The sequence below is a fragment of the Streptococcus sp. Marseille-Q8145 genome, from assembly GCF_965112035.1.
The window spans coordinates 549694-567994 of record NZ_CBCOPQ010000001.1 but is presented as its reverse complement, the minus strand read 5'-3'; the positions used below and the strand labels follow the sequence as shown (position 1 = coordinate 567994).

Below are 18301 nucleotides of genomic sequence, written 5' to 3'. Positions count from 1 at the left end.
AAATCGTTTACAAACAAAAACATAGATAAAAAATAAACTTCTAACGAAAGGATGAGATATGTATAATTCCTGAAGAGTAATTGAGTCTGATATTTAAACAGCACGCAATATTCGCAGTTTGGATTTTTGCAATTTCATGCAAAAAACAGGCATTTATGCTACAATATTAGCAATAAAGATGATTGGAGCAAACGATGAAAGCGATTATTACGGTTGTTGGAAAAGATAAGGCAGGGATTGTGGCTGGTGTAGCTAGTGAAATTGCCGAGCTGGGGCTCAATATTGACGATATTTCTCAAACTGTTTTGGATGAATTTTTTACCATGATGGCTGTCGTTTCTAGCGACGAAAAGCAGGATTTTGCAGCACTTCGTAGTGAATTTGAGGCCTTTGGTCAGACCCTTAATGTCAAAATCAATATTCAAAGCGCAGCGATTTTTGACGCGATGTACAATATCTAAGGAGAGGGCACATGGATATTAGACAAGTTACAGAAACTATTGCCATGATTGAGGAGCAGAATTTTGATATTCGGACCATTACCATGGGCATTTCTCTCTTAGACTGCATCGACACAGATATTGATCGGGCTGCTGAGAAGATTTACCAAAAAATCACGACCAAGGCTAAAAATTTGGTGGCAGTTGGGGACGAAATTGCTGCAGAGCTCGGGATTCCTATCGTTAACAAGCGCGTCTCCGTGACTCCGATTTCTCTGATTGGGGCAGCTACCGATGCTACGGATTATCTGCCTCTGGCTCATGCTCTGGATCGGGCAGCAAAAGAAATCGGTGTGGACTTTATCGGTGGTTTCTCTGCTTTGGTCCAAAAGGGTTATCAAAAAGGAGACGAAATCCTCATTAATTCCATTCCACGCGCTTTGGCGGAGTCGGACAAAGTCTGCTCCTCTGTCAATATCGGCTCAACCAAGACCGGCATCAACATGACAGCAGTTGCGGATATGGGGCGGATTATTAAGGAAACGGCCCAGCTTTCTGACATGGGGGCGGCCAAGCTAGTTGTCTTTGCCAATGCGGTAGAGGACAATCCTTTCATGGCGGGCGCCTTTCATGGTGTTGGTGAAGCAGATGTGGTCATCAATGTCGGTGTTTCTGGGCCAGGTGTTGTCAAGCGAGCCTTGGAAAAGGTCCGTGGTGAGAGCTTTGATGTGGTGGCTGAAACGGTCAAGAAAACAGCTTTCAAAATCACTCGCATCGGCCAGTTGGTAGGTCAGATGGCCAGCGAGCGTCTGGGCGTCAAGTTCGGGATTGTTGACTTGAGTTTGGCTCCAACGCCCGCGGTCGGGGACTCAGTGGCCCGTGTCTTGGAAGAAATGGGCTTGGAAACAGTCGGTACTCATGGCACAACAGCGGCGCTTGCCCTGCTCAATGATCAAGTTAAAAAAGGCGGTGTTATGGCCTGCAATCAGGTTGGCGGACTGTCTGGTGCTTTCATTCCTGTTTCTGAAGATGAGGGCATGATTGCGGCTGTGCAAAATGGATCGCTCAATCTAGAAAAGTTAGAAGCTATGACAGCTATCTGCTCGGTAGGCTTGGATATGATTGCCATTCCAGAGGAAACGCCAGCTGAGACCATCGCAGCCATGATTGCGGATGAAGCGGCGATTGGCGTTATCAATCAAAAGACGACTGCTGTGCGGATTATTCCGAAAGGCAAGGAAGGCGATATGATTGAATTTGGTGGACTCTTGGGAACAGCGCCAGTTATGAAGGTCAATCAGGCTTCGTCAGCTGCCTTTATCGCACGTGGCGGTCAGATTCCTGCGCCGATTCACAGTTTTAAAAACTAAGTAAATAGGGGGCTGGGACAAAAGTCCTAGCCTCTTAATTGTCTTTGGATTGTCGAGCAAGACGCAGTGGTTGAGTGGACTCTACTACGCTGATTTCATCAGCTTTTACAGCCCTACTCAACTGTGCGGAGGTGGGATGACGAAATCGAATTCTAACAAATTACCGATTTCTATCCCACTCTCTTTCCCTCTGTCTTGCTCAGTCAAGTGTGAGACAAATAAGCCACTCTTAGACGAGTGGCCTTGATTAAAAAGGAGATATTCATGGCAAAAACAAAATTATACATCATCCGGCATGGTAAGACCATGTTTAATACCATTGGTCGGGCTCAAGGTTGGTCGGACACTCCCTTAACTGAAGAAGGCGAACGTGGTATCCGTGAGCTAGGGATTGGGCTGAGAGAGTCTGGCTTGGAATTTACCAAGGCCTTCTCGAGCGACTCTGGCCGAACCATTCAGACCATGGGGATTATCCTAGAAGAGCTGGATTTGGTAGGGAAGATTCCTTATAAGTTTGACAAGCGTATTCGAGAGTGGTGCTTCGGGAGCTTTGACGGGGCTTATGGTGGCGATCTTTTCCGTGGAGTGATTCCAAGGGTAAGTGACACCGATAATTATAAAGAGCTGACTTTCCCAGAATTGGCGGACGGCTTGGTTGAAGTAGACACGGCTGGCTGGGCTGAGCCATGGGAGCAACTCAGTGGGCGGATTTTAGCTGGATTTACAGCTATTGCCCAAGAAGTGGAAGCTGCTGGTGGAGGCAATGCTTTGGTTGTCAGCCATAGTATGACCATCGGGACTTTTGCTTATCTGATTGATAAAGCCATTAGCAAAAATCCTGAGGTTGACAACGGCAGTGTGACGGTTGTTGAATATGAAAAAGAGCAATTTACGATTCAGATCTTGGGAGATGTGTCTTATCGTGAAGTTGGTGCCAAAATATTGGACGCTGAAATAAACAGTTAAAAGAAAGCATGGCAATAATTGAGCCTTATTGAGCTGTCTTCTTTCAATCTTAGAAACTGCTTTTTTTCAGAAACGTGATATAATGAGAGGAGAATAAGGGGGAAAGTGTATGGCAAAAACAAGATTATACCTGATCCGACATGGCAAAACGATGTTTAATACAATCGGACGAGCTCAGGGCTGGAGTGATAGTCCATTGACGGCAGAAGGGGAACGTGGCATCCATGAATTAGGGATTGGTTTGCGAAAAGCGGGTATTGATTTTAAACTAGCTAGATCCAGTGATTCAGGTCGAACCATTCAGACCATGGGAATTATTCTGGAAGAGCTGGGTTTGACTGGAAAGATTCCTTATCGGTTTGACAAGCGCATTCGAGAGTGGTGTTTTGGCAGCTTTGATGGTGGCTATGATGGTGAGCTTTTTATGGGAGTTATGCCTAGGGTCTTTAATATCGACCATGTCCATCAACTCAGCTATGCCGAGCTGGCAGAAGGTTTAGTAGAAGTCGACACGGCTGGCTGGGCTGAGAATTGGGAAAAACTCAGCGGCCGAATTTGGCAAGGCTTCTCAGAGATTGCTGAGGAGCTGGAGGCTGCGGGCGGTGGCAATGCTTTGGTAGTTAGTCATGGCATGACCATCGGAACCTTTGTCTATCTAATTAATCGCATGCAACCTCATGGTCTAGGCAATGGTAGTGTGACCATCGTAGACTATGAAGATGGACAATTTTCGGTTGTTTCCATCGGTGATATGTCCTATCGTGAAGTTGGAGCGAAAGAGCTGGAGGACAAGGCTTGAGAAGAGGTCGCCACGAAAGAAAGAGAAAACTCTCTCTGTTTCGACTAATAAATAGGCTCTTATTTCTGGGAATTTCCATCAGCTTGGTTTTCGCTTTGTTGCGAGTGCAAGATATGGATGAAGACTTGCCAACTTTTATTAATCATGCTCTTAAAGCCCAGAGTTCTGACTTGCCCAAAGTGTCAGTTGATGATTGGGAGTTGACTTTAATCAATCGTAGCCATTTACAGGAAGAGTCTCATCCTAAGTTGACCCAAATCGATGATATTCAGGTAGATAGTCGGATTGCTGAAAATACTAGACAATTTTTAGCTGCAGCTCGGGCCATTGCGCCGGGAGAAACCTTGATTTCGGGCTATCGTAGCCGAGCGGAGCAGACAGAGCTCTATGAAGAAGCCCTAGCTTTGGCCGAAGAAGAAGGCTTGTCTCGGCAAGAAGCGGAGCAAGAAGTGCAAAAGCGGATTCAGCTGCCAGGTGCCAGTGAGCATCAGACAGGCTTGGCGATTGATATGAGCGAGCCAGAAGGTCAGAATGATGAGGTAGCAAATAAGATTGCGGAAATTGCCCCTAAATACGGCTTTATTCTGCGCTATCCAGAAGGGAAAAGCGATATTACTGGTGTGGATTTTGAAAATTGGCACTATCGTTATGTTGGCGTAGAGTCGGCCCAATATATGCAAAAACATCACCTAGTTTTAGAGGAATATCTGGCCCTTTTGAAAGAGTCGGATTGGTAAGCATTTACAGTTGATGGATAGACAAAAAATGGCTCTTTGTCAACTGTAGTGGGTTAACGAAAAGTCATACCCTGGAGAGGACCGAATTGGTTCTCTCTTTTTGATGTTCAAAGCGATAAGAATACGTTTTTTGAAGTTTTCAAAGTTTCTGAAGCCAAAAGCGTTGCGCTTAATGACCTTGATAAGATTGCTTGTTGCCTCTAGCTTGGCATTTGAGTAAGGTAGTTCAAGGGCGTTCATGATCTTGTCCTTATCTTTCAAAAAGGTCTTAAAAATAGTCTGAAAGATAGGGTTTACACAAGAAATTGTTTCTTCAATGAGTCCAAAGAAATGTTCAGCCTGTTTTACTTGGAAATGAAAGAGTAAAAGCTGATAGAGCTTATAGTGTTCTCTGAGTTCTTGAGAGTAAGAGAGCAGTTTTTCAAGAATTTCTTGATTTGTCAAATGCAACCGAAAAGTCGGACGATAAAAGCGTTTGTCACTGAGTTTCCGACTGTCTTGTTGGATCAATTTCCAGTAGCGCTTGAGTGCCCTGTACTCGTGCGATTTTCTCTCAAATTGCTTCATGATTTGAACACGAACACGTCTCATAGCCCAGCTGAGATGTTGTACAATGTGAAAGCGATCGAGGACGATTTTCGCAGAAGGAAAGAGCTGTCTGGCGATGTCGTAGTAGGGACTAAACATGTCCATGGTAATGATCTTGACGCGACTTCTCACCTGTCTGGAATAGCGTAGGAAGTGATTGCGAATCGTTGCTTGAGTCCGCCCATCTAAGATAGCTAGGATCCTTCTTGAATCAAAATCCTGTGCAATGAAGCTCATCTCTATCTGCCGATTGAAACAGTCACTTCCCTGACTGTTTCCACATCCCAGCTCATGTGTTCTGGAAGCCAGTTGAGGTCAGTCTTGAACTCGAATTCTTTTAGTTTGCGAATGACGGTGGAAGTGGAAACTGCTAAGCTTTCAGCGATGGCCGTCATAGGGAGTTTCTCGATCAATTTTTGAGTGATTTTCTGGTTGACGATGGTTGCGATTTGGTGGTTCTTCTTGACTAAGGAAGTCTCAGCGACAGCTACTTTCCGACAGACTTTACAACGGAAACGCCGTTTTCTTAGACGAATCAATGTCTTGTATCTCGCACATTCTAGGTAAGGAATTTTCGATTCTTTTTGAAAGTCATATTTAGCCATTTTTCCTTGACAGTAAGGTCATTTAGGAGCAGGGGAATCCAGCTTTGCGATGATTTCTTTATGCGTTCCAGCATCTAAAATAGTGATGTAAGGGTCTTTGATTTCCAGTAGGTTTGTGATAAAATTGAGTTGTTCCATAAGAGTCTTTCTAATGATGGTTTCGTTGCTTTTCATTATAGGTCTTATGGGACTTTTTTTCTACAACAAAAGAGGCTCCATAATCCCTGCGGCGGATTTACCCACTACAGAAATTATTGAGCCACTTTTGGTACACATTCCTGTGAAGGATTCTTTTTTATTTTGGATTATTTTTTAGTCTTGGAGGATGATTTCTCTTTAAGGATAGCGTTTCCAAGACAACAAAGACACAAGATCTCCTTGTTCCGATAATAATATATGTCATTTTCGTTACAGAAAAAAATTAGACAGCAAAATCCTTGATATGATAGGGAAAAAACTGTATAGTTATAGGTATAGTTTGATTTCCAAACTTTGGAATTATGATCACCAATCATATGTTATAAAATACTTTGCTGCTCAGGCGTTAAGGTGTTGAGTAATAGGTGGTTGAACTATATTTTAAAAAGGAGAGATGTTCATGGATAAAAATGCGAGACGCAGATTAAACCGTGCGAGTGCTGAGAAACGACTTCGATACTCAGTCCGTAAGTTTAATGTGGGCGTAGCTTCTGTAGCAGTCGCAGCTTTCATGTTCTTTGGGGGGAATGTCGTTTCAGCCGATACGTTAGCTAAGACGGATTCTTCAAGCACATCTACGGAGAAAACGACCTCTGTGCCAGATTCAGGAGAAGATTCGGGAGCGAATGATTCTGACTCCGAGTCGGCCATAGAAAAGAATTCTACCGTAGCAACTGTCGCTGAAAGCAACGCAGTTTCAAGTGCAGCATCTACAGCATCTTCTACCTCTGCTGAAGACCTATCAAGCAAAGTGGAAGAAAAAACTGTTAAATCAGAAGTTGCTTCAAAAAGTGAAGCAGCTTTAAAAGAGGCTACTTCACAAGTATCTAAAGCTTCAGTAGCGACTAGCCAATCAACTGCTGCAACTCAGTCTGAGGCTCGAGTTAGCCCAGCTACTTCAGCTACTGCAGAGTCAACTGCGGTTTCATCTGAAGCAGCTACAGAATCAACTGCTGCTGTAGAACCTGCTAAGGTATCAGTTGAAAAGGCAGCTAGCCAAGCAGCTAGTTTGGCAACAGCTAGCCAAGCAGCAAATGCAGTAGCCAAAAGTGAAGCTAATTCAACATTAGCAGCTGCTCAAAACGAGGTAAATAAAGGTTACGCTGATTTCCGCAAATCAGGAGAAAGCGGCTTCCGTTCGTTTGACCCACAAACAGGGAAGACAACTGTAACGAAAGAAAACTTCCTTGACTACTTCAGATTGAATGGTTCAGCTACCTATAATTCATACGACGGTATCGTAACCCTTACTCCAGATGAAGACTATAAGACAGGTAACTTCAGTCTGAAGAGTAAGATCAATATGAACCAAAGCTTCAAGCTGACTGGTGGAGTTAACCTTGGTGATAAGACTCAAGAACATGGCGGTGCCGACGGTATCGGTTTTGCCTTCCACACAGGGAATACAACAGACCTAGGGGCAAATGGTGGTAACCTTGGTATCGGTGGTTTGCGTAACGCAACTGGTTTCAAACTGGATACCTTCTCTAACGTTTACCAGTCACCACAAGGTGATACTACCAACGCGGACTCTTTCCAAAATGGTTGGGCGGAAGACCCTGCTTTGGGACAGTTCGGTGCCTGGGTCAATACTACTTATAAAAAGATTGAAACACAAGGTCAGCCCGCCCGTGAATATCATCTTTGGTGGGCTGAGACAGATGCTGGTAGTGCTCAACGTCTAGACTCAAGAGACCTAGATGGTCGTTTCCACAGATTTGCTATCCAGTATGACGGTGTAACCAAGGAATTAACTGTCTCTTACGAAAGTAATCTTGGTATCAAGCAATGGAAGAAGAAAGTTTCTACTCCGGAAGAACTGATGTCCATGGTGGTTACGGCGACGACTGGTACCTACAAGAACTTGCAACAGTTTCAAATCAAGCGTTTTGATTTCTATCAGAGTGCCTCTGTCGACGTACGTTATGTTGATGAGCAAGGTCGAGAAATCGCTGAAGGTTCAGTAACCTATCCACAAGGTGCCTTTAAAGGTAAGCCTTATACCACTGAGCAGAAGACGATTCCTGGCTATAGTTTCATCAGAATGGGTATTGGTAGTTTGCCACCTTCAGGAACTCTGGCTGACTGGGATACTAACGGTACAGTAACCTACGTTTACCGTAAGGGTGCAACTGATACGAAGACAGAAAGACAGACTGTTAGTCGTACAATTAAGTACCGCTATAGAGATGGCGTGACTTCAGGTCGTCCAGCACTTCCTCGCCCAGTTACTCAAACAGTTGAGTTTACTCGTCAAGTGGTGGGTGGCAGACCTGGTCCATGGACTCCAGCAAGACAAAACTTTGGTGGCGTAAACACACCAAGCATTACTGGTTTCACACCAGATAGAACTCGTGTGGATGGTATCACAGTGAACGCAAGTTCTACTCCAGGAACTGAGATTGTTTACTATGATAAGAATGCTCCTAAGGTAACAACTGAAACTAAAGACGTTACTCGTACAGTCGCTTACGAATACGAAGATGGTGTAACTTCAGGTCGTTCAGCCCTTCCACGTGAAGTGCAACAAAATGTTCAATTCACTCGTCAAGTGTCAGAAGACCCAGTAACTGGAGTGAAGACATACGGCAATTGGACACCAGCTCGTCAAAATGTAGTTGCGGTTGATAGTCCAGAAGTAGCAGGCTTTACCCCAAATAAACCACGTGTAAATTCAGCATCTGTTTCACCAACAGATCCAAGCTGGCGTGAAATCGTTTCATACCGTAAGAATGATCCGAAAGTAACAACTGAAACTAAGGATGTTACTCGTACAGTCGCTTACGAATATGAAGATGGTGTGACAGCAGGTCGTCCAGCCCTTCCACGTGAAGTGCAACAAAATGTTCAATTCACTCGTCAAGTGTCAGAAGACCCAGTAACTGGAGTAAAGACATACGGCAATTGGACACCAGCTCGTCAAAATGTAGCTGCGGTTGATAGTCCAGAAGTAGCAGGCTTTACCCCAAATAAACCACGTGTAAATTCAGCATCTGTTGCTCCAACAGATCCAAGCTGGCGTGAAATCGTTTCATACCGTAAGAATGATCCGAAAGTAACAACTGAAACTAAGGATGTTACTCGTACAGTCGCTTACGAATACGAAGATGGTGTGACTTCAGGTCGTCCAGCCCTTCCACGTGAAGTGCAACAAAATGTTCAATTCACTCGTCAAGTGTCAGAAGATCCAGTAACTGGTCAAAAGACATATGGAAACTGGACTCCAAATACTCGTACTGTAGCTGCGGTTGATACACCAGCGATTAAAGGCTTTACACCAAATAAACCACGTGTAAATTCAGCATCTGTTTCACCAACAGATCCAAGTTGGCGTGAAATTGTAAGCTATTCAGCTGCAACTCAAAAGGGAAACATCGTTTACCGTACAGATGGTAAGAATGGTGTTGAAGCCAAGACTCTCCACACAGATAACGTAACAGGCAACTCAAACACACCTGTCAACTACACAACAACTGAGAAAATCAACGAATTTAAACAGTTAGGTTATGATCTTGTTAGCGATGGCTTTACTAAAGCCGGCGGTCAAAGATTTGACAGTAATAACAATGTAGATCAGAAATGGGAAGTTGTTCTTACTCCACGTATTGAGACAAAACAAGAAACGAAAGATGTTACTCGTAACGTTCGTTACCAATACAAGGATGGAGTGACCACAGGTCGTCCAGCACTTCCTCGCCCAGTTACTCAAACAACAACATTTACTCGCCCAGTTTCTGTGAACAAGGTGACAGGTGTTGAAACTCCTGGTCAATGGAACAAGCCAAGTGAAGAACTTCCAAAAGTTGATTCTCCAGCAGTTACTGGTTTCACTCCAGACAAACCAAGCGTTCCAGCTGCAACTGTTACTCCTACATCTCCTAACGAAGATGAAGTAGTAAGCTACAGCCAAGATGATCAACGCGGTATCATTGAGTATGTAACAGATGGACAAAACGGTGTTCCAGCTAAGACTCTTTATACAGACGGTGTTACAGGTAAATCAGGTGAAGATGTTGTTTATTCAACTGCTAGCCGTATCGCTCAACTTCAACAAGCAGGTTACAAACTTGTAAGTGATGGCTTCACTCAACCAAGTGGACAGAAGTTTGATAACGATAAGACAAAAGACCAAGTTTGGAAAGTTGTCGTTACTCCAGTTGTTGAAACAACACAAGAAACGAAAAATGTTACTCGGACTATTCAATACCAATATGGTGATGGTGTAACAGAAGGTCGCCCAGCGCTTCCTCCAACAGTTACTCAACCAGTAACGTTTACTCGTCCAGTTTCTGTTAACAAGGTGACAGGTGAGAAAACTCCTGGTGCTTGGGATAAACCAAATGCTAATCTTCCAGAAGTGACATCTCCAGCGATCACAGGCTACAGTCCAGACAAACCAAAAGTTCCAGGTGTGACTGTTGATCCTACTTCTGAAAATCCAGTAGAAGTTGTCAAGTATAACTTGGATGAACAACGTGGTTCTATCAAGTACGTAACAGATGGTAAGAATGGTGTTGAAGCTAAGACTCTTTACACAGATTCTGTGGCTGGTAAGTCAGGTGAGCCAGTAGCTTACTCAACAGCATCTCGTATCGAACAATTGAAACAAGCTGGTTACACTCTTGTAAGTGATGGCTTCACTCAACCAAATGGTCAGAAGTTTGATAATGATAAGACCAAAGACCAAGTTTGGAAAGTTGTCGTTACTCCAGTTGTTGAAACTACACAAGAAACGAAAAATGTTACTCGGACTATTCAATACCAATATGGTGATGGTGTAACAGAGGGTCGCCCAGCGCTTCCTCCAACAGTTACTCAACCAGTAACGTTTACTCGTCCAGTTTCTGTTAACAAGGTGACAGGTGAGAAAACTCCTGGTGCTTGGGATAAACCAAATGCTAATCTTCCAGAAGTGACATCTCCAGCGATCACAGGCTACAGTCCAGACAAACCAAAAGTTCCAGGTGTGACTGTTGATCCTACTTCTGAAAATCCAGTAGAAGTTGTCAAGTATAACTTGGATGAACAACGTGGTTCTATCAAGTACGTAACAGATGGTAAGAATGGTGTTGAAGCTAAGACTCTTTACACAGATTCTGTGGCTGGTAAGTCAGGTGAGCCAGTAGCTTACTCAACAGCATCTCGTATCGAACAATTGAAACAAGCTGGTTACACTCTTGTAAGTGATGGCTTCACTCAACCAAATGGTCAGAAGTTTGATAACGATAAGACAAAAGACCAAACTTGGACAGTTGTCGTTACTCCAGTTATTGAAACTACACAAGAAACGAAAAATGTTACTCGGACTATTCAATACCAATACGGTGATGGTGTAACAGAAGGTCGCCCAGCACTTCCTCCAACAGTTACTCAGCCAGTAACGTTTACTCGTCCAGTTTCTGTTAACAAGGTGACAGGTGAGAAAACTCCTGGTGCTTGGGATAAACCAAATGCTAATCTTCCAGAAGTGACATCTCCGGCGATCACAGGCTACAGTCCAGACAAACCAAAAGTTCCAGGTGTGACTGTTGACCCTACTTCTGAAAATCCAGTGGAAGTTGTCAAATATAATTTGGATGAGCAACGTGGTTCTATCAAGTACGTAACAGATGGTAAGAATGGTGTTGAAGCTAAGACTCTTTACACAGACTCTGTAGCTGGTAAGTCAGGTGAGCCAGTAGCTTACTCAACAGCAGCTCGTATCGAACAATTGAAACAAGCTGGTTACAAACTTGTAAGTGATGGCTTCACTCAACCAAATGGTCAGAAGTTTGATAATGATAAGACAAAAGACCAAACTTGGACAGTTGTTGTGACACCTCGCTTGGATGACAATACTAATCCAGCTGAGTTGAATAGAAAAGTCACTCGTAAGATTAAGTACGAATACGCAGATGGCCAAACAGCCGGTCGTCCAGCTCTGAAAGCTCCAGTGACTCAAGAAGCAGCCTTCACACGTACTGGTAAAATAAATGCTGCCACTGGAGAAAAGACTTTCACTCCATGGACACCAGCTACGAAAGAATTGGCTCAAGAAGCTACACCAGTTGTAACTGGCTTTGTGGCAGATAAGGCTAATGTAGCAGCGAAGACAGTGACTCCTGATGATAAGGATAGCGAAGAAGTTGTACAATACAAGAAACTTGGTTCATATGTACCAAATGTACCAGACGGACTTCCAAAAGTTCCAAATCTTCCATATCCAAATGATCCAACAGATCCAACGAAACCAGGCACTGACCTTCCAGTAATTCCAGATGTACCAGGCACTACCCCAGTAGGCCCAGATGGCACAACCCCATTGACACCGAAAGATCCGAGCGATCCAAGCAAGGGTTACAACCCACCACCAATTCCAAGTGATCCAACTCAGGATACACCAATCAATTATGTTAAAGATGGTCAAAAAGCGATTATCACATTCGTAGACCAAGATGATAACAACAAGGAAGTTGGTAAGGTCGTTGAAAGCGGTAAGTCAGGTGAGCCAATCGGAACTACTAACTACGCAACTCGTCTGAAAGAATTGACAGACAAGGGCTACGAAGTGGTGAACGATGAGTTCAAGGGACCTAAGACCTTCGATAATGACGCTAAGAAGGACCAAACCTTCACCGTTGTTATGCGTCAAGTTGTAGTACCATTCGATCCAAACAATCCACCGAAACCAAACGATCCAATGGATCCTAAGAATCCGGATGGACCTAAGTGGACAGATGACAAGATCAAGTCAGCTCAACAAGAAGCTGTGAAAGAATTGAGCCGTACGATCAAGTACGTATACGAAAATGGCAAGGAAGCAGCACCAAGCTTCACAGACAGCGCTAAATTCACGCGTATTCTGAAAGTCAATGTCGTAACGAAAGAAATCGTAGAAAAAGGCGCATGGACCTCACAAGATGACGTGATCAAGGGACAAACTTCACCAGACATCAAGGGTTACGTAGCGGACAAAGCAAGCGTAGCAGATGTGAAGGTTACAGCAGATTCAGCTAAACCAGCAGATGAAGTCGTAACGTACAAGAAGGCAGAGGTTCCACCAACACCAACTCCAGAACCAAAACCTGTTCCACCAACTCCAGCTCCGGTACCAAATAAACCAGTACCGAATAAGCCGGTGGAACCAAGAGTTCCTGGAACTACTGCTCTGCCAAATACAGGTGAGAAATCATCGTCTGCAGCAGTACTTGGTTTAGGAATTGTTGCGACACTCGCAGGTGTCAGCTTGATTAAACCAAGATTGAAGGAAGAAGATTAATTCTTTCTAGCTTGGATATGAATCACTAAAGAGTTGTGAACGATGGGTTAACATCTCAGAAAAAGAGTCTGGGACAAAATAGTTCTCAGTCACAAAAAAAGCTAGAGATTCCCAGTGGCGGAACTCTAGCTTTTAAGGCTCTATAATTTCTGTAGTGGGTAAAATCACTGTTGGAATTATGGAGTCTCTTTTGTTGTAGCTTGAATTGTCAAATTAAGTGCACAATTTTGCCATAAAATACTTCATAAGGTGTTTTCCAGTTGAGACACTTTCGCTGTCTATTATTAAGTTTATCCTCCCACAGCTGAATGGTGTGCTCGTCAATGAATGTTAAATCGCTCCCTTTGGGAAAATATTCTCGTAGTAATCCATTGGTATTCTCATTGGTTCCCCTTTGCCAAGGCGCATGAGGGTTTGGGAAATAGACCTCTACCTTTAATTTGTCGGTCCAATCTTGATGCTTCGTGAATTCTTTTCCTCTATCTGGAGTGACGGTTTCTTTCGGCAAGGGCTCCAACATTTGTACCATAGCCTCTATGACCAGTTTGCTTTTCTTGACCGCTACCTTCTTGATTTTAAGAAAACGAGAATAACGATCCGTTAGAGTAACTAGACAAGCTTTTCCAATTTTTCCTGCAACCGTGTCTGCTTCCCAATCACCAATCCTAGTTCGCTTGTTTGCTTCTTCGGGTCTTTCGTGAATGGTATGAGAAATAGAAATCCTCCCTCTATTTTCTACATAAGCTTTCGTATGACGTGTTTTCCCACAGTGGCGGAGCTTTCGAATGACACCAGGAGTACCATATGAAAGCTTGTCGCCAAAGTGACCGCGATAGATGGCTCTATAAATCGTTTGATAACTAATAACAGCTTTTCTATACTCTAATCGCAACTGACCTTCTATTTCTTCAGGAGACCATGGCAATCGAGAAATAGATGTTTGACAGTATTACTTAAATGATGATCTATTTCAAGTATCCGTTTCCGCCCACAGTGTGATTTAGCAATATGGTAAGATTCCTGTGCATGACTTGGAGAATAGCTTCCTTCTCTTAGATGTTGTTTCCACTCGCGACTACTACTAGACGGATGACGATGAAGTAACTTAGCAATTTGAGAAAAATTTAGACTTTGCATACGGTAAATCAGAATACTTTCGCGCTCATCTATAGTAAAATGGTGATAGCTCATAAGATTTCCTTTCGTAACTAGTTGGTTCAACTCTATTTTACTAGAAAATCTTATGAGTTTTTATTGTGCACTTATATTGTATATTCAAGATGTTAAACCACACCTTGAGCAATCATAGCATTTGCTACGTTTTCGAAGGCAGCGATATTTGCTCCTGCAAGGTAATCAGTACCAAGACCGTATGTTTCAGCGGTAGTTTTAGCTGTATTGAAGATGTTGGTCATGATGTCTTTGAGACGTCCGTCAACTTCTTCACGAGTCCATGAAAGGCGAAGGCTGTTTTGGCTCATTTCAAGCGCTGATACAGCTACACCACCAGCGTTGGCAGCTTTGGCAGGTCCGTAAAGGATTCCGTTTTCTTTGTAGACTTTAATCGCATCAAGGTCACTAGGCATGTTAGCACCTTCTGATACGCAGATAACTCCTTGAGCAACCAGACGTTTAGCTGCGTCACCATTGATTTCGTTTTGAGTCGCACATGGAAGAGCGATGTCGTAGTTTCCAGCGTAAGTCCATACAGAACCTTCATGGTAAGTAGCAGTTGCTTTCTCAGCTGCATACTCAGTCAAACGAGCACGGCGTTTTTCTTTAACATCAACCAAAAGATCGAAGTCAATACCATTTTCATCGATGACATAACCGTTTGAGTCAGATACAGAGATAACAGTCGCACCAAGTTCAGTCGCTTTTTGAAGAGCATATTGAGCTACGTTACCAGAACCTGAAATTACCACTTTCTTACCAGCAAAACTGTTACCATTAGCTTTGAGCATTTCTTCAGTGTAGTAAACCAAACCATAACCAGTTGCTTCTGGACGAATCAAGCTACCACCAAATCCAAGAGGTTTACCAGTCAAGACACCCGCATCAAATTGGTTAAGACGTTTGTATTGACCGTAGAGATAACCGATTTCACGTCCGCCGACACCGATATCACCAGCTGGGACGTCAAGTGATGGTCCGATGTATTTTTGCAATTCAGTCATGAAGCTTTGGCAGAAGCGCATGACTTCGGCGTCCGTTTTTCCTTTAGGATCGAAGTCTGATCCCCCTTTACCTCCACCGATAGGAAGTCCAGTCAAGACGTTTTTAAAGATTTGTTCAAATCCGAGGAATTTCAAGATCCCTTGGTTTACAGTTGGGTGGAAACGAAGTCCGCCTTTATATGGTCCAACAGCTGAGTTGAATTGCACGCGATAACCACGGTTGACTTGCACTTTTCCATCACGGTCAACCCAAGGAACACGGAAAGAAATCACGCGCTCAGGCTCAGTGATACGTGCTAAGATGTTTTCTTCGATATACTCAGGGTGTTTTTCAAATACAGGCTCTAAAGTGCTGAAGAATTCTTCAACCGCCTGGAGAAATTCGGCCTCATGCCCATTACGAGCTTTTACAGTTGCAAACACGCTTTGGATATAGTCTTTAGCAGATGTCATATCGTTCTCCTTTTGTTGTTATATTTTATTACACGAGCCATTATAGCAGAATTTTTTTAGGGTGTAAAGAAAAAAGTTGAATTTTCTGAAAATTTCCATAATATTTATTTGAAGGTTCTAGGTGGAAATGCCGAACCTTTTGCTAGAAAATTAGGAGAAATCCTTTATAGGAAGAATTTTAATGATATAATAGAGAAAATTAAGGAATAAGAGGTCAAAATAATGACAACAACCAAGACAAAAATTGCGGGTTTTGATTTTGATAACTGCCTGATGAATGCTGCAGGAGTTGCTTGTATGACAGTGGAAGAGTTAGAAGAAGTCAAAAACTCTGCTGCAGGAACCTTTGTGACTAAGACGGCAACGCTGGAATTTCGTCAAGGAAACCCAGAGCCTCGCTATCAGGATGTGCCATTGGGCTCTATCAACTCCATGGGCCTGCCCAATAATGGTTTAGATTATTATCTTGACTATCTGCTGGAACTCCAGGAAAGTGAACCAAATCGCACTTTCTTCCTCTCTTTGGTCGGTATGTCGCCAGAAGAGACTCACACCATTCTCAAGAAAGTGCAGGCAAGCGACTTTAAAGGGATTACTGAGCTCAATCTCTCCTGTCCAAACGTTCCAGGTAAGCCACAGATTGCCTATGATTTTGAAACAACTGATCGTATCTTATCAGAGGTTTTTGCTTATTTCACCAAACCACTGGGCATCAAGCTGCCTCCTTACTTTGATATCGTGCATTTTGATCAGGCCGCTGCGATTTTTAACAACTATCCGCTCAAGTTTGTCAATTGTGTAAATTCAATCGGAAACGGTCTTTATATAGAAGATGAGTCAGTGGTCATTCGTCCGAAAAACGGTTTTGGCGGTATTGGAGGCCAGTACATCAAGCCTACGGCTCTGGCCAATGTCCATGCCTTTTACCAACGCCTGAAACCGGAAATCCAAATCATCGGAACTGGGGGTGTCCTGACAGGGCGCGATGCCTTTGAGCATATCCTCTGTGGAGCCAGTATGGTGCAGGTAGGAACAACCCTTCATAAAGAAGGAGTGGCAGCCTTTGAGCGCATTACCGCAGAACTCAAGGCTATTATGGCAGAAAAAGGTTATGAAAGTCTGGAAGATTTCCGAGGAAAGTTGAAGTATATTGATTAAAAGTTTAAGAAAGAGAGAGTGGGACAGAAATCGGTCATTCGTTAGAATTCGATTTCGTCGTCCCACCTCCGCATAGTTGAGTAGGGCTGTAAAAGCTGATGAAATCAGCGTAGTAGAGCCCACTCAACCACTGCGTCTTGCTCGACAATCCAAAGACAATTGAGAGGCTAGGACTTTTGTCCCAGCCTCTCTTTTAGTATTATTAGGGCGAGTAGTAAAAAAATCCCTCCAAGATTAGATAGGAAATCTTGAAGGGACGTGGATAGTTTATTTATCTAGAACGTTGTTTGCCAGCGTTGCGATTCTTTTTCTTTTTATTGTTTTGAGTGATTGCTTGGCTCGCTTTTGGTGTCACATCTTTGATGCGACCTGCATTGCTCATAGCTTTCGGAGGATTCTTTTTGTATTCTTCAGCTACTTGCTTTCTGATCCGAGGACGCATTAAGTAGTTAATGATGAATTGTTGGATAATTTGAACGAAACCACCGACTACCCAGTAGAGCGTCACGGCTGCTGGTGACATGAAAGAGAAGACTACGATCATAATCGGGCTCATGTAAGTTGCACTCTTCATCTGCGCTTTTTGGGTCTCATCTTCGATACCATGTAGGGAAAGAAGTGACTGGATGTAGTAGAGTACACCGACAATGAGAGTCAAGGCTAGACTAGGTTTTCCAAGATTGATGCCAAGGAATGTACTGCTGGCTACACCGTTTGTGTATTGGGCAGCAAAGAAGAGGGCTGAGAAGAAAGGCATTTGAATGAGTAGAGGGAGGCAGCCGATACCGCCAAACATACTCAGACCATTTTCTCTTTGAGCAGCCATAAGTTCTTGCTGCGCTTCTAGTTTTTCTTCTTGCGTTTCGGCATTATTGATTCGTTCTTGGATAGGGGCAAAGATGGGCTTGAAGTAGTTCATCTTTTCTGACTGAAGAGTAGCCTTCCAAGACTGATAGATTCCCAATGGGAAAATAATCAGCCGCACGATGAGTGTAACGATAATAATCGCTAGACCATAACCAAGGCCTGAATCCTTGGCAAAGAACTGGATGCTATCTGCCATAGGCCGACCAAGCACATCCCAAATGATACCAGAAGGATTGCCGGCCTTGTCTCGTCCGACACACCCTGTCAATAATAGAAGGAGGGACAAGCTCATTCCAGAGAATAAAATACGTTTAAATGTTTTCACGAGTTCATTTCCTTTGTTTCTAAAAAATAATACCTATCTATTCTACTGTTTTTTAAGGAAATATACAATAGTTCTGCAGACCTAATTTGCAATTTTAAAGTCGGTATAGGAATCAAAATTGGCCATAGTGACATCTAAATAGCTGACTTTTGAAAAAGGAGTTGGTCCCTTGCGGATTTCTTGAATGAACTTGGCCATGAGAGCAGAGCTTTCAGCTTGAGCCAAAATTTCGACTGTACCGTCGTCATTATTCCAGACGCGACCGGTAATCCCGCCGATTTGCAGAGCGAGGGAGTAAACGCCCCAACGAAAGCCGACGCCTTGGACTCGTCCTTGCGCAATCATTCTTACTTTTTGCAT

At 43.5% G+C, this 18301-nt stretch carries 10 protein-coding genes and 2 pseudogenes; 7 read left to right on the top strand and 5 right to left on the bottom strand.

What is annotated here, in order from left to right:
- Positions 1 to 194 precede the first annotated feature (194 nt).
- The 5 genes from ACWPVL_RS02860 to ACWPVL_RS02840 all read left to right on the top strand — a co-directional run bounded on the left by ACWPVL_RS02860 (position 195) and on the right by ACWPVL_RS02840 (position 4312).
- Positions 195 to 461, top strand: a complete 267-nt coding sequence (locus ACWPVL_RS02860) for an ACT domain-containing protein (protein WP_454386717.1) — start codon at positions 195 to 197, stop codon at positions 459 to 461.
- Between the two features lie 11 nt (positions 462 to 472).
- Positions 473 to 1810 carry a PFL family protein gene (locus ACWPVL_RS02855; protein ID WP_454386715.1) on the top strand — a complete coding sequence of 446 codons (1338 nt, stop codon included), beginning with the start codon at positions 473 to 475 and terminating at the stop codon, positions 1808 to 1810.
- Positions 1811 to 2074: 264 nt separating this feature from the next.
- On the top strand, positions 2075 to 2776 hold the full coding sequence (locus tag ACWPVL_RS02850) for a histidine phosphatase family protein (RefSeq protein ID WP_454386713.1): 702 nt from the start codon (positions 2075 to 2077) through the stop codon (positions 2774 to 2776).
- A 109-nt stretch (positions 2777 to 2885) separates the two neighbouring features.
- The gene (locus tag ACWPVL_RS02845) at positions 2886 to 3575 is read left to right on the top strand and encodes a histidine phosphatase family protein (protein WP_125373770.1); all 690 of its coding nucleotides are present in this window, start codon (positions 2886 to 2888) and stop codon (positions 3573 to 3575) included.
- Entirely contained in the window at positions 3572 to 4312 is a 741-nt protein-coding gene (locus ACWPVL_RS02840; RefSeq protein ID WP_454386711.1) for a D-alanyl-D-alanine carboxypeptidase family protein, read from the top strand. The genes ACWPVL_RS02845 and ACWPVL_RS02840 overlap by 4 nt, the downstream gene beginning before the upstream one ends.
- 64 nt (positions 4313 to 4376) lie before the next feature.
- Here the strand turns inward: ACWPVL_RS02840 and ACWPVL_RS02835 are convergent.
- A pseudogene (locus ACWPVL_RS02835) lies at positions 4377 to 5643 on the bottom strand (ISL3 family transposase).
- Between the two features lie 460 nt (positions 5644 to 6103).
- On the opposite strand from ACWPVL_RS02835, the gene ACWPVL_RS02830 reads away from it, so the two are divergent.
- Complete coding sequence (locus tag ACWPVL_RS02830; protein WP_454386709.1) at positions 6104 to 12961, top strand: mucin-binding protein; 6858 nt, start codon at positions 6104 to 6106, stop codon at positions 12959 to 12961.
- 208 nt (positions 12962 to 13169) lie between these two features.
- Here ACWPVL_RS02830 and ACWPVL_RS02825 read toward each other — a convergent pair.
- Positions 13170 to 14152: pseudogene (locus tag ACWPVL_RS02825) on the bottom strand (IS30 family transposase).
- A gap of 92 nt (positions 14153 to 14244) precedes the next feature.
- A complete protein-coding gene (gene gdhA, locus ACWPVL_RS02820) occupies positions 14245 to 15591 on the bottom strand; it encodes an NADP-specific glutamate dehydrogenase (RefSeq protein ID WP_454386707.1) in 1347 nt (448 codons plus the stop codon).
- A 222-nt stretch (positions 15592 to 15813) separates the two neighbouring features.
- Here gdhA and ACWPVL_RS02815 point away from each other — a divergent pair, with 222 nt between their 5' ends.
- A complete protein-coding gene (locus ACWPVL_RS02815) occupies positions 15814 to 16749 on the top strand; it encodes a dihydroorotate oxidase (RefSeq protein ID WP_454386705.1) in 936 nt (311 codons plus the stop codon).
- Positions 16750 to 17020: 271 nt separating this feature from the next.
- Here the strand turns inward: ACWPVL_RS02815 and yidC are convergent, their stop codons facing one another.
- Both yidC and ACWPVL_RS02805 read right to left on the bottom strand, forming a co-directional pair.
- Positions 17021 to 17941: a membrane protein insertase YidC gene (gene yidC / locus ACWPVL_RS02810; protein ID WP_247950690.1), complete on the bottom strand. Its 921-nt coding sequence runs from the start codon at positions 17939 to 17941 to the stop codon at positions 17021 to 17023.
- A gap of 81 nt (positions 17942 to 18022) precedes the next feature.
- Positions 18023 to 18301: an acylphosphatase gene (locus tag ACWPVL_RS02805; RefSeq protein ID WP_005590906.1), complete on the bottom strand. Its 279-nt coding sequence runs from the start codon at positions 18299 to 18301 to the stop codon at positions 18023 to 18025.

What these genes read in the sequence shown, in the direction of transcription:
- ACWPVL_RS02855 (WP_454386715.1), top strand. Translation starts at nt 473, where the DNA reads ATGGATATTAGACAAGTTACAGAAACTATTGCCATGATTGAGGAGCAG.
- ACWPVL_RS02850 (WP_454386713.1), top strand. Translation starts at nt 2,075, where the DNA reads ATGGCAAAAACAAAATTATACATCATCCGGCATGGTAAGACCATGTTT.
- gdhA (WP_454386707.1), bottom strand. Translation starts at nt 15,591, where the DNA reads ATGACATCTGCTAAAGACTATATCCAAAGCGTGTTTGCAACTGTAAAA.
- ACWPVL_RS02805 (WP_005590906.1), bottom strand. Translation starts at nt 18,301, where the DNA reads ATGCAAAAAGTAAGAATGATTGCGCAAGGACGAGTCCAAGGCGTCGGC.
- ACWPVL_RS02830 (WP_454386709.1), top strand. Translation starts at nt 6,104, where the DNA reads ATGGATAAAAATGCGAGACGCAGATTAAACCGTGCGAGTGCTGAGAAA.
- ACWPVL_RS02860 (WP_454386717.1), top strand. Translation starts at nt 195, where the DNA reads ATGAAAGCGATTATTACGGTTGTTGGAAAAGATAAGGCAGGGATTGTG.
- ACWPVL_RS02815 (WP_454386705.1), top strand. Translation starts at nt 15,814, where the DNA reads ATGACAACAACCAAGACAAAAATTGCGGGTTTTGATTTTGATAACTGC.
- ACWPVL_RS02845 (WP_125373770.1), top strand. Translation starts at nt 2,886, where the DNA reads ATGGCAAAAACAAGATTATACCTGATCCGACATGGCAAAACGATGTTT.